12 protein-coding genes are annotated in these 13,871 nt (G+C 64.2%); 6 read left to right on the top strand and 6 right to left on the bottom strand.

The window, feature by feature from the left end; all coding sequences use genetic code 11:
• Positions 1-48 precede the first annotated feature (48 nt).
• From H7F51_RS15910 to H7F51_RS15935, 6 genes are all read left to right on the top strand, one after another.
• Positions 49-1,035, top strand: a complete 987-nt coding sequence (locus H7F51_RS15910; RefSeq protein ID WP_185665298.1) for a PDR/VanB family oxidoreductase — start codon at positions 49-51, stop codon at positions 1,033-1,035.
• A gap of 169 nt (positions 1,036-1,204) precedes the next feature.
• Positions 1,205-1,624: a GlcG/HbpS family heme-binding protein gene (locus tag H7F51_RS15915; RefSeq protein ID WP_185665299.1), complete on the top strand. Its 420-nt coding sequence runs from the start codon at positions 1,205-1,207 to the stop codon at positions 1,622-1,624.
• 81 nt (positions 1,625-1,705) lie between these two features.
• Complete coding sequence (locus H7F51_RS15920) at positions 1,706-2,848, top strand: LLM class flavin-dependent oxidoreductase (RefSeq protein WP_246448649.1); 1,143 nt, start codon at positions 1,706-1,708, stop codon at positions 2,846-2,848.
• Between the two features lie 129 nt (positions 2,849-2,977).
• Complete coding sequence (locus H7F51_RS15925; protein ID WP_185665301.1) at positions 2,978-4,471, top strand: MFS transporter; 1,494 nt, start codon at positions 2,978-2,980, stop codon at positions 4,469-4,471.
• Positions 4,472-4,528: 57 nt separating this feature from the next.
• Positions 4,529-5,341, top strand: a complete 813-nt coding sequence (locus tag H7F51_RS15930) for an SDR family oxidoreductase (protein WP_185665302.1) — start codon at positions 4,529-4,531, stop codon at positions 5,339-5,341.
• Between the two features lie 26 nt (positions 5,342-5,367).
• Positions 5,368-5,856, top strand: a complete 489-nt coding sequence (locus tag H7F51_RS15935) for a flavin reductase (protein ID WP_185665303.1) — start codon at positions 5,368-5,370, stop codon at positions 5,854-5,856.
• Positions 5,857-5,877: 21 nt separating this feature from the next.
• Here the strand turns inward: H7F51_RS15935 and H7F51_RS15940 are convergent, their stop codons facing one another.
• The 6 genes from H7F51_RS15940 to H7F51_RS15965 form a co-directional block, all read right to left on the bottom strand.
• A complete protein-coding gene (locus tag H7F51_RS15940; protein WP_185665304.1) occupies positions 5,878-6,267 on the bottom strand; it encodes a nuclear transport factor 2 family protein in 390 nt (129 codons plus the stop codon).
• A 68-nt stretch (positions 6,268-6,335) separates the two neighbouring features.
• Positions 6,336-7,193, bottom strand: coding sequence for a class III extradiol dioxygenase subunit beta (locus H7F51_RS15945; protein ID WP_185665305.1), 858 nt, complete (start codon positions 7,191-7,193; stop codon positions 6,336-6,338).
• A 1-nt stretch (position 7,194) separates the two neighbouring features.
• Positions 7,195-7,602: a protocatechuate 4,5-dioxygenase subunit alpha gene (ligA, locus tag H7F51_RS15950; RefSeq protein ID WP_185665306.1), complete on the bottom strand. Its 408-nt coding sequence runs from the start codon at positions 7,600-7,602 to the stop codon at positions 7,195-7,197.
• A gap of 62 nt (positions 7,603-7,664) precedes the next feature.
• Positions 7,665-9,065, bottom strand: a complete 1,401-nt coding sequence (locus tag H7F51_RS15955; RefSeq protein ID WP_185665307.1) for an MFS transporter — start codon at positions 9,063-9,065, stop codon at positions 7,665-7,667.
• A complete protein-coding gene (locus H7F51_RS15960) occupies positions 9,062-10,411 on the bottom strand; it encodes a spinster family MFS transporter (protein WP_185665308.1) in 1,350 nt (449 codons plus the stop codon). The genes H7F51_RS15955 and H7F51_RS15960 overlap by 4 nt, the downstream gene beginning before the upstream one ends.
• Before the next feature lie 75 nt (positions 10,412-10,486).
• On the bottom strand, positions 10,487-13,387 hold the full coding sequence (locus H7F51_RS15965) for a TonB-dependent receptor plug domain-containing protein (protein ID WP_185665309.1): 2,901 nt from the start codon (positions 13,385-13,387) through the stop codon (positions 10,487-10,489).
• Positions 13,388-13,871: the final 484 nt, after the last annotated feature.

Here is a 13,871-nt window from a genome sequence, read left to right on the forward strand (position 1 = left end):
CGGGCGGATATCGTCCGGCCTCGCCCGGACAAAGCGACAGGCATTACCATGGCACTCGATCCCGCCTCCGCAGAAAGCCCGGCAACCGCGAGCCGGATCACCATGGTGCTGGTCAACATCCGCTATGCTGCCCAGCGCATCAACCTCTATACCTTCGAGTTGGAGGATGGCGGCATCCTGCCGCCTTCGGAGGCGGGCGGGCATATTGGCCTTCACCTGCCCAACGGGCTCAACCGGCAATATTCGCTGATCGACTGCGGTCCCACGCCGACCAGCTATACCGTGGGGATCAAGCACGACTGGGAAAGCCGGGGGGCATCGCGCTGGATTCACGAGCAGCTGAGGGTCGGCGCCCGGCTGGAGATCGATCCGCCGCGCAACAATTTCCCGCTCGACGAACGGGCGGGCAAGTCCATCTTCGTCGCCGGCGGGATCGGGATCACGCCGATCCGTTCTATGCTCACCCGGCTCGACCAGCTGGGGCGTGCCTGGGAATTGCACTATTCGTGCAGCACGTCGCAGGAAATGGCCTTTCTGCGTGAGCTTTCGGGCCGGTCCAACGTCTATCTGTATTTCAGCGGCGGGATGAACGGGCGCAAGCTCGACCTCGCTGCCGTCGTCTCGGCCGCGCCGACGCAGGCTCATCTCTATTGCTGCGGTCCGGTGCGGATGATCGAGGCTTTCGAGGAGGCCTGTCAGGGGGCGAGCTTGCCCGCCGAGCAAGTCCACGTCGAGTATTTCGCCCCGCGGTTCGAGACCGCGACGAGCGGGGGCTTCGTGGTGGAGCTGGCGCAAAGCGGCAAGGAATTGCCCGTGCCCGAGGGCAAGACCATCCTGCAGGTTCTACTCGATGCGGGGGTGGACGTGGCCCATTCGTGCGACTCCGGGATTTGCGGCACCTGCGAGACACGGGTGCTGGAGGGGGTTCCGGATCACCGGGATTCGATCCTCAACGACGAGGAGCGGGCTTCCAACAAGATGATCATGGTCTGCTGTTCGGGTTCCAGATCGCCGAAACTGGTGCTCGATCTCTAGGCATTCGGGTTCGGACGCTGGTGCCACTGACGGGCAAAGGCCGGTTTCACCTATAACGATATCGTCAATTTGGGCGTTCTGGCTAACACCTCCGTCCGCTACCTTACACTCAGGAAGCCGTTTGCGCTTCGACCCAACCCAAGAACTGAAATGCGGGAGAAAATCTGCAATGTCGCTCACCCTTGAAGCCTATCGCAGCATCGTGGCCGCCGCACAGGCGGAAGCGGAAAAGCTGGGCAAGCCGTTGACCGTCTGCGTGGTCGATGCCGGCGGTTATGCGATCGGTCTGGAGCGCATGGACAACGCCCGTGCGCTGCAGCCCTCGATCGCGCTGGCCAAGGCCTATTCGGCCGCCGTCATGCAGCGCCCGACGCGGATGCTGAAGTGGTGGGCCGACAACGATCCGCACCTGTTCTCGCAGGTCGCGCGGATGGGGCATCAGCCTGTTGTCGCCGGTGACGGCGGCGTGCCGATCAAGAAGGGCGGCGTGATCATCGGCGGCCTGGGCGTTTCGGGCGGCACCGGTCAGGAAGACGAGGACGTTGCCATGGTCGCGCTCAAGGTGGCCGGGTTCGAAATCGACTTCTGACCTGGGGCGCCATTGCCCGGCGGGAGGGGCAATGGCCCGGGGACGGGATATTGGGGCGCCGCAAGAGGAGAGGCATTGACCATGACGTTTGACAGCACCTCGCACGAACGTGCGGCCATGTACGGCGACAACAAGCTGAAGATCGGCCTGTTCGGCGCGAACCTGAGTTCGGGACGGACCCCCACCACGATCCCGGAGCGCTGGTCGGGCTCGTGGGATGACAACCTGCGGCTCGTCCGGATGGCGGATGCGGCCGGGCTCGACTTCCTCCTGCCGTTGAGTCGCTGGAAGGGCTATGCCGGGGCGACGAACTACCAGGGCAACGGCCTGGAGACGTTCAGTTGGGCCTGCGGTGTCCTTGCCTCGACCAGCCGGATCACGGTCTTCGCCACGGTTCTGGCGCAGTTGTTCAACCCGATTCTCGCCTCGAAGATGTGCGCCACGGCCGACCAGATCGGCCATGGCCGCTTCGGGCTGAACGTGGTGACCGGGTGGAACGATTCCGAGTTCGACATGTTCGGCATTTCCATGAAGGACCACGTCGATCGCTACGAATATGCGGACGAGTGGCTCACCATCGTCAAGAAGGCCTGGTCGGAGGATGAGTTCGACTACGCGGGCAAGATCTTCGACATCAAGGGCGCGCGGTTGGCGCCGAAGCCGGCGGGCGGCAGTCGCCCCCTGCTGATGAATGCTGCCGCTTCCGCGGTCGGTCAGGAGTTCGCCATCCGTCAGTGCGATGCGCTGTTCGTGCAGGCCTCGCGCAAGTCCGACGAGGAAACCGCCGCGACGGTGAAGACGGTCAAGGAAGCCGCTGCGGCGCTCGGGCAGGCCACGGACGTCTATACCGTGGGCGGCATCACCTGTCGGCCGAGCCGGAGCGAGGCCAAGGAATACTTCAACTACGCCTGCTACGAGAACGCCGATCTGGAGGCGATCGAAGAACTGATGGCCTCGTTCAAGATGACCCGCGCGAGCCTCGGTGATGCCGAATTCGAGATCAGGCGCAAGCAGTATTGCCTTGGTTACAGCGGCTTGCCCATGGTCGGCACGCCTGACGAAATCGCGGCGCAACTGGCGCGGCTCAGCGAAATCGGCCTTGCCGGGCTCGGTCTTTCGTTCATCAACTACTCGGACGAACTGCCGTACTTCTGCGAGGAAGTCCTGCCACGGCTCGAACGAATGGGGCTGCGCGTGCCAGCACACGAGGCGGCGCTCGCCTAAGCGGGGTGAGCCGGTCCGCGGATCACGCGCGCTGGCCGGACAATCAAGGGCATGGGCCCGACGGGAGAGAATTCGGTGAATGAACGGCAAGCCGACAGCCGGCGATGGGCTTCTGTCACGGCCATCTTGATGGGCACGTTCATGTGCATTCTGGCCGTGAGCACCATCGGCGTTACCCTTCCCGCGATCCAGACCCACTTCAAGGCCGATTTCGCCGGGCTGCAGTGGGTGGCGGGAGGTTACACGCTGTGCCTTTCGGCGTTGATGCTGTCCTCCGGCCCGCTGTCGGACAGGTTCGGCCATGCCCGGACCTGGTTGGCCGGCGTCGCGGTGTTCGTCGGGGGAGCCCTGCTGTGCGCCCTTGCACCTTCGCTGACCGTGCTTGTGATCGGACGGGCGATCCAGGGCAGCGGCGCGGCCTTTGTCATTCCCGGCGCGCTGTCCGTTCTGACTCATGCCTTTCCCGATCCGATCGCCCGCGCAAAGGCAATCGGCGGATGGTCGGCGATCAGCAATATCGCGCTGATCTTTGGCCCGATGTTCGGCGGCACGCTGGTGGACGCGATCGGCTGGCAAAGCGTGTTCTGGGTCAGCATACCGTTGGGCCTGATCGCCACGGCGCTTGGCGTGCATGGACTTCGCGGGCAGGGGCATGTGCCGGCCGGGACCAAGGTGGACGTGGGCGGCCAGTTGACCAGCACGATCTTCCTGGGCGCCATGACGCTGGCCGTGATCACGGCGGGCAAGGTTGGCTGGGGAGCTACGTCGGTGCTGGTTCCGGCGCTCAATTCTGCTCTGGCGCTGCTGGCTTTCATTGCGGTGGAGCGCCGGGCACGCAGTCCGCTCGTTCCGCTCGACCTGTTTCGCAATCCGGGCTTCACGGCGGCCAACTTCGCCTCCTTCGTCATCGGATTCTCGGTCTATTCGGCCTCGATTTTCTTCTCGCTGTACCTCCAGCAGGTCGCGGGATGGTCGGCCTCGGAGACGGGCTGGCGCCTGGCACCGATGTTCACCGCGACGGTGCTCACCAATTTCCTGTACGGTTTCATTGCCGCGCGTGTTTCGCTGAGGCCGCTGCTGATCTTCACCTATCTGTTGCTCGGCGGCTCGATGCTGGGGATGGGAGCGGTCTTCACCGCGCAGACGCCCTATGCCGAGATGGTTCCGCTGTTCGTTTGCCTTGGCATCGGCCTTGGGCTGGCCGTTCCGGCGACCGACATCGCCGTCATGGGGGCGGTGCCGTCGAACAAGTGCGGCGTGGCCTCGGCGACGATGAATGCGCTGCGCCAGTCCGGCATGACCCTTGGTATCGCCTTGCTCGGCGTGGTGCTCGAAGCCCGCGCGGTCGAAACGCTCACGCGCTCGTTCGGCGAGGCCGGAGTACCGCAGGCGGGAGAAACCGCGACCCGCGCGATCCACTATCGCACCTTCCCAGAGGGACTGGACATGGCGGAGACGCTGTTCAAGGCTCTGCGTGCCCATGCCTATTCCGCCGGCTATTCGCTGCTGTTCGTTCTGGCCGGGCTAGTTTGCCTCGGCGCGGCGCTCGCTTTCGTGGTGCGCCGGCCCGCGGTGGAAAGCGCGCAGCGGCCGGCAAAAGGCGGCCTGCAGGCAACCGAGTAAGACAGGCCGGCACGCGCCGGGGTCACCTAGCACAACAGTTCGCATCGAGGATGTTTCATGCAACGCGAAAATTCTGCCGCCCGCACTATCGTGCTGACCGGAGCCGCCGGCCTGCTGGGGCGTGCCATTGCCGAGGCTTTGGTCGGGGCCGGTCACAGGCTGCTGCTCACCGATCGCGGCGTTGATGATCTCGAGGCTGCGGCCAACCAACTCGGCGGAGGTAAGGGCGCTGTCGCCATCTGCGCAACCGACCTGACCAGTGCAGAGGCCCCAGCGAAAATCGAGGCGGCCGCGGCCAAGGCCTTCGGGCCGGTCGACATGCTGATCAACAATGCCGCGTTTACGGCCTTCGCCGCCTGGGCGGAAGCGGATCAGCCCAATGCCTGGGAACTCGAGACGGAGCTGGTGCGGACCTTTTTCGAGATCAATTTCATCGCGCAGCAGGCGCTGGTGCGCCAATTCGTGCCCGGCATGATCGAGAGGCGCTGGGGGCGGGTGGTCAACCTTTCCTGCAGCTACGACACGATGCAGCGGCTCTATCCCTATGGTGCGACGAAGGCCGCGCTCGAGGCCTTTACTTCTGCCATGGAAAAGCAGCTCGCCGGCACGGGCGTGACCGCACATACCCTCAATCCGGGCGGACCGGTGTTCCACCCGGCCCACTATGCGGCTCATCCTAACCTTACATGGGTGCAGCCCGACATCGTCAATGCTCCGCTGCTGTGGCTGGCATCCGATGATTCCAACGGAATTCCGGGCCGGCGCTGGATCGGCACCCGTTGGCTGGAGGGGATGGAGCCGATGGAGGCGCTCGGCCGCGCTGCCGGGCCGATGAACTTTCTCGGATTCGGCGCTTTCGCCCTGCGCTGACCAGCGGCAGAGCAGGGAGATCACGCGTGGTCGATCCGGTCAGGTTCCGGCAGGTTTTGGGAGGCTATCCCACAGGCGTCTGCGTGGTCACGGCGCTCGATCGGGGCGGTGCCAGGCAGGCCATGGTGGTGGGCAGTTTCTGCTCGATCTCGCTCGATCCGCCGCTCGTCGGCTTCTTCCCGGCGAAATCATCCGCCTCGTGGCAGGGGATGGCCGAAAGCGAGGCCTTCTGCATCAACGTGCTCGGTGCCGGGCAGGCGGCGCATTGCACGCGCTTCACGGCCCGTTCGAAAGATCGTTTTACCGGCCTCGACCTTGAAACCAGCCCGGGCGGACTGCCCCGGCTGGCCGACGCCTTGGCCTGGATCGACTGCACACTCGACCGGATTCATGACCTTGGCGATCACTGGCTGGTGGTCGGCCGGGTCCGCGCGCTCGATGCACTGGGCGAGGGCGATCCGATGATCTTCTTCCGTGGGCGCTACCGCAATTTGGGGGCGGAACTGGAAGCCTGAGTCGTTCCGACGCAGGATTGATCAGAACGCGAGCGAGCCCCGACGCTCCGCGAATTTCCAACCATCGACGGTTTTCACGAAGCGATCATGGAATGAGCCGGCAACCGGCGTGCTGCCTTCCGCGAGGAGGGCGAGCGCGGACTGGCCGATTGCATGCTCGGCGTCAATGGCGTCGATCACCACATTGGCGCAGAGGTGACGGGCCCGGCGGGCTGGGCGGGTGCGAAAGGCGACGAGGATGGCATCGCGCCCGCAGATCCAGTCATCGGGAGCGGTGGGCCGGGCGAAGCGGCCGTCAGGCGCAAACAGAGCGGCAAGCGCGTCCCAATGGCCAGCGTCGTTGAGGTTGGCGTAGTGCGCGACGAGCCGGGCACAGTGGTGCTCGATCTCGATCCGCTGAGAAGGCGTCATCTTTCCTTGATCCCATTTAGCGGCCACGCGGATGGCAATGTTCCTGCCATCCGCGCGGCCGGCCTGCTTCAGGCGGTCGGGGCGGATTCCACGGGTTCGAGCACCATGTGGCCGATCGCTGTATTGCTGCACGGAATGTGATAATGGCGGTGGAGCAGCCGGGTCTCACTGCCGAGCGCGCTGCGCATGATCAGCCACATCACCATCTCGATCCCTTCCGAGCCGGTCTCGCGCAGGTATTCGATATGGGGAATCCAGCGGTTGGCATCGCTGTCGCCCACAAGCCCGTCCATGAAGCGGTTGTCCCATTCGCGGTTGAGCAGGCCAGCGCGCGGGCCCTGGAGCTGGTGGCTCATTCCGCCGGTTCCCCAGATCTGCACGTTGAGGTCCTCGGGGAAGCTCTCGACCGCGCGGCGGATTGCCTCGCCCAGCAACCAGCAACGATTGCCCGAGGGGACTGGGTAAGTCACCACGTTGACGGCGAGCGGGATGACCTTCGCGGGCCAGGCTTCCGGCTGGCCGAACATCATCGACAGCGGCACGGTCAGGCCGTGGTCGACGTCCATCTCGTTGATGATGGTCATGTCGAAATCGTCGAGGATCAGGCTCTGGGCAACATGCCAGGCAAGGTCCGGGTGCCCCTCGACGTCCGGGACCGGACGCGGTCCCCAACCTTCGTCGGCAGACCTGAAGCGCTCTCCCGTGCCGATGGCGAAAGTCGGAATAATGTTCGCGTCGAAGGCCGACGCGTGATCGTTATAGACTAGGATGACGACGTCCGGTTTGTCCTTGGCCAGCCAGGCGCGGGTCCAGTCGTAGCCCTCGAAAATCGGGGCGAAATAGGCGTCGGCGGACTTGTTCTGGTCGACGGCCACGCCCATCAGCGGAACGTGGCTGGAGCCGATGCCGGCGGTGATGCGGGCCATTTCAGTATCCTCCCTTGATCGAGCGATTGCCCGCGGCCGGCCTGCCGCCTTTCAACATCATCTCCTGATACTGGGGGAAGGTCATGTCGGTCATGGTGGAGACGGCTTCGGCAAAGCTGATCCCGTCGGTCGAGAAGACCTTGGCGAGGAAGTAGACGTTCCCCCCCAGATCGAGCAGTGTGTTGTAGTCGCGGGCGAGCAGCGCCAGCTTCTGCTCCTCGGACATGGGCCATTCGTCGAGATAGGCGCGTTCGTCCGCTTTGAATCGTGCGCGATTCTCGGCCTTCATCAGGCTCATTGCGAACTGGTTGAGATGGTAGCCTTTGCGCGCGCGGGAAGCCGTGAAGATCCGCGTGCCGGGAATATCCTCGAAGTCGGACAGATAGTCGGGAACCCCCGTTGGTAACATTGGATTTTGGCTCACTCTGCATTCTCCAAGTGAATTTCGAGGGGCGGGTGGAAGGATGGCCTTCACCGGCCGCGGGCGATCAGGGCGGCGATCAGCGCCAAGCCGCTCCCGGCATAGAGGGACAGGACAGGGCCTGACTGTGGTAGGTGCAGGGCGAGGGCGGCGATCAAGGCGCCCACCGTCTGGCCGGCAACGCGGCATGTCGCCTGCATCCCGGCCGCGGCGCCCGCGCGTTCGAGCGGCGCGGTTCGCAGCATCACGTTGTTGTTGGGGCTCTGGAACAGGCCGTAGCCGGCGCCGCACAGGGCCATGATCGCGGCGATCTGCGACAGAGGCGGCGCTTGGTCTGCCAGGAACGCCAGAGCGCCCATGGCGATCGCCGCGAGGGCGAGGCCGGCGCCGCTCATCAGGCCTGCCCAGCGCCGATCGGCCAACCGCGCGGCGAGTGGGGAGGAGAGCGCAATCGCCGCGGGAAGCGGAAGCAGCAGAAGACCGACCGCTGCGACCGGCACGCGCATCGTATCGACCAGGAGGAACGGCAGCGCCAGCAGGAGGCACATCTGGGCGGCGAATGCGCAGACCGAGGCGCCATAGGCGAAGGCGAGACGGCGAAAACGGAACAGGTCGATCGGCAGCATCGGCCGCTCCTGACGTGCGCTGCGTCGGAGCAGCGCGAGGAACAGGAGGAGACCGACGAGCAGGAACCCGGCTGCGCGAAGCTGGGGGGCGCCGTGGACGAGTTCTGAGCAACCGAGAAAAATCGCGCCGAAGCTGACCGCGTTGAGTAGCGCGCCGATGCCGTCGAACGTCGAAGTTTCTGCTGGTCGCCGCAGGCCGAAGTGGGTGACGAGCAACAGCGAAGCGAGCCCGATCGGCAGGTTCACCAGGAACAACAAGGGCCAGTCGGCAAACGACAGGAGCAAACCGGCCAGCGGTGGTCCGGCGGCGGCGGTCCCCGCAACTATGACGGCGTTGTATCCGATGCCGCGTGAGAGCAGGCCGGACGGCCAGGCGAGACGCATCTGCGCTCCGTTGACCGCCATGATGGCGGCGGCGCCCAGTCCCTGGACGAACCGGAACCCAGCCAGCATCGCGATGCCGGTCGACACCGCGCAGCCGATCGAGGCCACCACGAAAATCGCCAAGCCTGAGCAGTAGACCTGATGATAGCCGAAGCGCTCGCCCAAGGCGCTGAGCGGGAGCAGGCCCATGACGATGGCGATCTGGTACGAGGTGATCAGCCAGGTCGTGCTGGCCGAACTGATGGTAAAGTCACGGGCAATGATCGGCAGGGCCAGATTCATCACGGAGCCATCGAGCACGGCCATGATGATCGCGGCCCACAACCCGGCGAGGGCCCAATGCCGGCGCGGTGGCAATAACCCGTCGCCCGAAGACGACGGGTGCGATGTCGTCACCGCGAAGCCATTGCCACCGTTCACCGCCCGGGATCCAACGGTCACTCGGCCTCCATGGCCTCGCGCAGGCGGGCGTAGGGCTTGCACGCCACCAGCAGCAGGAGCGCCATGGTCGGTGCGGCCGTTCCGACCACCAGCGACATCGAATAGCGGATACCGGAAAGGCCGGTGAACACGTGGTCATTCATCATGCCGATGATCACCGGACCGAGGCCATGGCCGACCAGACCCGTTACCATGATGAACAGGCCGGTGACCTGCGCCCGCGCGCGATTGGGCAGGATCAACTGGAACCCGATCGCGCCGCACACCAGCGGCACGTTGCTGAGGAAGATCGCCGGGGCGATCATTGCGAGGGCCAGATCGGCATTCGGCATCAGTGGTGCGGCCGCCGAAAAGATGCCGCAGGGGATGAAGCACAGCGCGGCCACGCGCAGCGGTGCGTCCCTGTAGCCAGCGCGGGTCAGGCGATCAGACAACCAGCCGGCAAAGCAGACCCCGGCGACGCCGAAAGTGGCGAGAACCAGGCCGAAACGGATACCGAACTGGGCCGGGGTCCAGTCGAACACGCGTTCGAACAGGGCAGGTGTCCAGGTGTTGAACGCGATGTTGATCAGCGGAACCATCGAGAAGCCGACGAACATCAACGAAAGCACCAGAGCTCGCTCGCGGACAATCCCGGCCACTTCGCGCATTGAGAGCGACTTCTTGCTGCGTGCGCCCCGCCGTTCGGGTTCGCGCAGCATAAGAAAGGCAGGAACCAGCAGCAGGCCGGGGAAACCCAGAATCAGGAAACATGCCTGCCAGGGTTCAAGTCCGAAAGGCAGGCCGCCCTGTGCGGCGATAAAGTTCAATTCCTTGAGTAGCTTGCCGCCGGCTACGAAGGCGAGACCAAGGCCAAGGGGCGTGCTGAGATAGAACAGGCTGGCGGCGCGACCGAGGCGGTGCGCAGGGAACAGGTCACTCAGCAGCGACATGCCGGTGGGGGTCATCGAGGCTTCGCCGATGCCTACGCCGACGCGGGTGGCGAACAATTGCCCGAAGCTGCGCGCAAGGCCCGAAGCCATCGAGAACATGCTGAACAGCGCGAGCGAAACGCCGAGGACGTAGCGGCGCTGGAACGTGTCGGCCAGACGGCCCAAGGGCACGCTGCACACCATGTAGAACAGGCCGAATGCCAAGCCCTGCAGCGCGCCGAACTGAGTGTCGGTCAGTGCGAACTCGGCCTTGAGCGGCGAGATGGTGAGGTTGATGACGACGCGGTCGGCATGAGAGGCGGCATTGGCGAGAGACAACAGGATTGCCACGCCCCAGGCGTAGCGTGCTGCCGGCCAAGGCCGGACGTTCGGCTCGCTCTCGGTCAGGTTCTCGGCAACGGAAACATAAGCCATGGCAGTGCCCTTCTGGCTGGTTCTGTCGGGGGATATGAAACGTGCCCGCCGGACTTTCCGGCGGGCACGGCAGGATCAGAATTTCGCCCGAACGCCGATGTTGAAGGCTCTCCCGACCACGTCATCGCCGGCCACGAAGCCGTCACGCAGACCCGCGCGGCTGCCGTTGGTGATGTAACCGCCGGCCGGGGGGCGCGCATTGAACAGGTTCTCGATCGTGAAGACGACCTGCGCCTTCCCCGAGCCCGCCCCGATATCGGCCGTGAAGCTGAGCGAGGTCGTGGCGAAGGGCGAGATGCGGTTGTCGACGATGGTCACAGTCGGGTCGCCGCTCTGTTTCATCGCCCCGCGCCACTTCTCGAGGATGTCCACGGTGAAGTGCTCGGCAGGCTGGAACCGGAAGAAGCCGGCGATGCGCAGCGGAGCCGCCGGGTTGAAGCCCGAGGGGCCGAATCCCGCGCTGCCCTGGTCGATCGTCGGCGAGCCGGGGGTCACATAGTAGATGTGCGGCTGGTAGGCAGCCATCAGGCGCAGGTTCATCGGGCCCCCGAACAGTTCGCCGGAATAGTTCACCTCGGCGTCGATGCCCTTGGTCGAGATCGCGGCGAGGTTGAGATAGGCGCCGTACCAGGTGGTGACTGCGTTACTGGTGGCCATGTTCGCCGCGGTCCGGCTGTAACCGCCCGGCCGTGCCTGCAAGGTGCAGAAGTACGAGGTGCCGCCGCTGTCGTAGCACGCATTCTGGAGCGACGGGGCATTGCCCGAAATCGTCGCGATCGCGTTGGCGATACGGATGGAATAGGCATCGACCGTGAAGCTTAGACGAGGCGTGGGCCGCCAGACCATACCGGCGGTCCAGGTATGCGCCACTTCGGCGGTCAACGTCGGATTGCCGAAGGTGACGATCGGGGCGAACGAGGTCGGCCCGCCGGTCAGCAGAAGGTCCTGGGTCGTGACCTGGATGGTCGAGGCCGGGGCGAAGAGTTCGTAGAGCGTGGGCGCGCGGATATCGCGCGAGTGCGTCGCGCGGAAGCGCAGATTGTCGCTGACCCGCCATTCGCCGCCGATCTTCCAGGTCCAGTAGTTTCCGCTGGTGTCGTAATGGGTGTAACGGGCCGCGCCGTTGAGGCTCAGCTCCTGGACCAGAGGCACATCCTTGAGCAGGGGAATCTCGACCTCGATCGCCCCTTCCGACACGGACTGGCTGATCTTCGGGTTGTCCGGGAAGGTGAAGTCCGAGATCGTCGCGGTCGACGAGCAGTTGAAGCGCAGACCCGTGCAATCACGCAGGTCGGTCGGGTGCAGGCTGCTCTTGGCGCTGAAGGCAAGGCGCCGCCATTCGGCCGAGAGGGCGACCTTCACCGGACCGGCCCAAGAGGAGAAGGGCGAGCCGGCAATGTGGGCGGTCACGTCGTTCTGGCGAGTGACCGCGCGATAAGTGCTGGAGGTGAGGATGTAGTTGAGCGAGGCTTGACTGGCCGCGCCCTGACCGAAGGGATTGTAGGGCACACAACCCTGCGCCACCGGCGCGGTGGGGTTGGTGATGGTGATGTTGCAGACGATCTGGTTTGACGAATTGGTCACCGCGTCGAGCGCGGCTGCAAGCCGCTGGTAATCCGGGTTGTTGTTGAGCGTGACGTTGAGGATTGACTGGTTGTAGCTGTAGTTGACGCCCCACTGCCAGTCCTTCCCGAACGAACCGTCGAGGCCGCCCGAAATGATCCACTGATCGGACAGCGACCGGGAATCCAGTCGGGTGTTGTTGCCACCGAGTTGGCTGAGCAGGAAGGTGGACTGGTTGGCGTTGGCCAATTGCGTACGATAGGTTTGCGCCAGGAACGGATCAGTCGCGCTGATCGTGACCCTGTTCAGGCGCAGCGGGTCGGACCAGTTCTGGTTGAGCTTGTGGTTGCCGCTGACCTGGACATAGGCCTTCAGCGCGTCGGACACCTCGTAGTCGAACCGGCCAAAGAACTGGTGGGCATAGAGCTTGCCGGCGAGGGTGGCATCGAAGTAGCCGCCTTCGCCGCCGACCTGAATGCCAGACGATCCGGTCGTGGTCCCGTTCTGGAAGGCATGGAGCGTGCCGTCGGTCCCGAACACCTGGTTTGCGAACAGTCCATTGGTGATCAGACCGCCGAACGGAAAGCCGGCCTGGCGCAGATTTCTCTGCAGCAGATAAGGATTTGTGGAGGTACCCGCGCCGGTCATGCCAATCTGGTTGAGGAACGAGCGATCGGAGCGCGCGGGGATGCCTTCGTTGAGGATGTATTCGTAGCTGGCCTCGAAATGAGCACGGTTGTCGAGCAGATTGCGGCCATAGGCCACGCCCGCCTGCACCTTGCGCGCATCGCCCAGTTGCGAAATGCCGGAATTGGCCTGGAGGCGAAGGCCCTGAAACTTCTTGTCGAGGATGTAGTTCACGACACCGGCGACAGCGTCAGAACCATAAACAGCAGATACGCCGCCCGTCACGGTGTCGACCCGCTGGATCAGCATCTGGGGCATGATATCGACATCGACGATGTTGTTGAAGCTGGTCGGCGGTACGCGATAGCCGTCAAGCAAGACGAGGGTCCGGTTGGGGCCGAGGTTACGCAGGTTCAACTGATTGGCATTGCCGTTGCCGCCCACCGTCGGTCCGGTGGTCGACGGGTTGCTGGTGGTGCCCTTCGACCCGGCGAAGACCGGGAGGATGCTTAACGCCTCGGACAGGACGCCCGGACGCATCTGCAGGATGTCCTGGGTCTGGACAACCGTGACCGGCGAAGGGCTTTCATTGCCATTGCGGACGATCCGCGATCCAGTGACGACAATGGCCTCCGAAGCGGGTGCTTCGCTTGATCCGGGGTTCTCCTGATTGCCGCTCATTGTCTGCGAGAAGGCAAGTTCAGGTTGGATCAGCGAGAGAAGGCAGGCGCCGCCAAGCAGTTTTGCCGTGAGCTTGAAGCTGGATTCTAGCCGCGCAGAAGGCATTTGATCTTCCCCATCATTTATAGTTTTTCGAGCAATTTGGCTGATTACGTGGCGCGTGATCGGGTAATACGGTTCGCCTTCGTGCTGAAGCCGTGCGGCAACAATGCGTGTGGCGCCCGTCTCTGATTGCCCAGATCGGCGTGTTTTCTCGGGGGAGGCTATGATTTGCCGGGCGGCACAGGAATTACGAAAATGACGATATGGCTATAGGCAATTGTCAGGTGTGTGCCGGCGTGGGACCGATCGTCCGGTAAGTCGGTTTGATGCCTGCGAATGGTAGACAAGCCAGACACCGCCGACCTTGCGGTTGGCGGTGTCTGGCTTCTCAACTTACTGATCTTGCAGTCAGTTCAGAGATTTTGCCTTGTGGCGGAAGCTGTGGAGCAGCGGCTCGGTATAGCCGCTGGGCTGGCTGACCCCTTCGAACACCAGCGCGCGGGCGGCCTGGAAGGCGAGGCTGCGTTCCGGATCGGTCGCCATCGGG

Source organism: Novosphingobium flavum (assembly GCF_014230315.1).
GTDB lineage: Bacteria > Pseudomonadota > Alphaproteobacteria > Sphingomonadales > Sphingomonadaceae > Novosphingobium > Novosphingobium flavum.

Excerpts from the sequence above, each read along its gene's own strand:
- H7F51_RS15915 (WP_185665299.1), top strand. The coding sequence starts at position 1,205 with ATGTCGCTCACCCTTGAAGCCTATCGCAGCATCGTGGCCGCCGCACAG.
- H7F51_RS15960 (WP_185665308.1), bottom strand. The coding sequence starts at position 10,411 with ATGGCTTATGTTTCCGTTGCCGAGAACCTGACCGAGAGCGAGCCGAAC.
- H7F51_RS15940 (WP_185665304.1), bottom strand. The coding sequence starts at position 6,267 with ATGACGCCTTCTCAGCGGATCGAGATCGAGCACCACTGTGCCCGGCTC.
- ligA (WP_185665306.1), bottom strand. The coding sequence starts at position 7,602 with ATGTTACCAACGGGGGTTCCCGACTATCTGTCCGACTTCGAGGATATT.
- H7F51_RS15920 (WP_246448649.1), top strand. The coding sequence starts at position 1,706 with ATGACGTTTGACAGCACCTCGCACGAACGTGCGGCCATGTACGGCGAC.
- H7F51_RS15910 (WP_185665298.1), top strand. The coding sequence starts at position 49 with ATGGCACTCGATCCCGCCTCCGCAGAAAGCCCGGCAACCGCGAGCCGG.
- H7F51_RS15945 (WP_185665305.1), bottom strand. The coding sequence starts at position 7,193 with ATGGCCCGCATCACCGCCGGCATCGGCTCCAGCCACGTTCCGCTGATG.
- H7F51_RS15930 (WP_185665302.1), top strand. The coding sequence starts at position 4,529 with ATGCAACGCGAAAATTCTGCCGCCCGCACTATCGTGCTGACCGGAGCC.
- H7F51_RS15965 (WP_185665309.1), bottom strand. The coding sequence starts at position 13,387 with ATGCCTTCTGCGCGGCTAGAATCCAGCTTCAAGCTCACGGCAAAACTG.
- H7F51_RS15925 (WP_185665301.1), top strand. The coding sequence starts at position 2,978 with ATGGGCACGTTCATGTGCATTCTGGCCGTGAGCACCATCGGCGTTACC.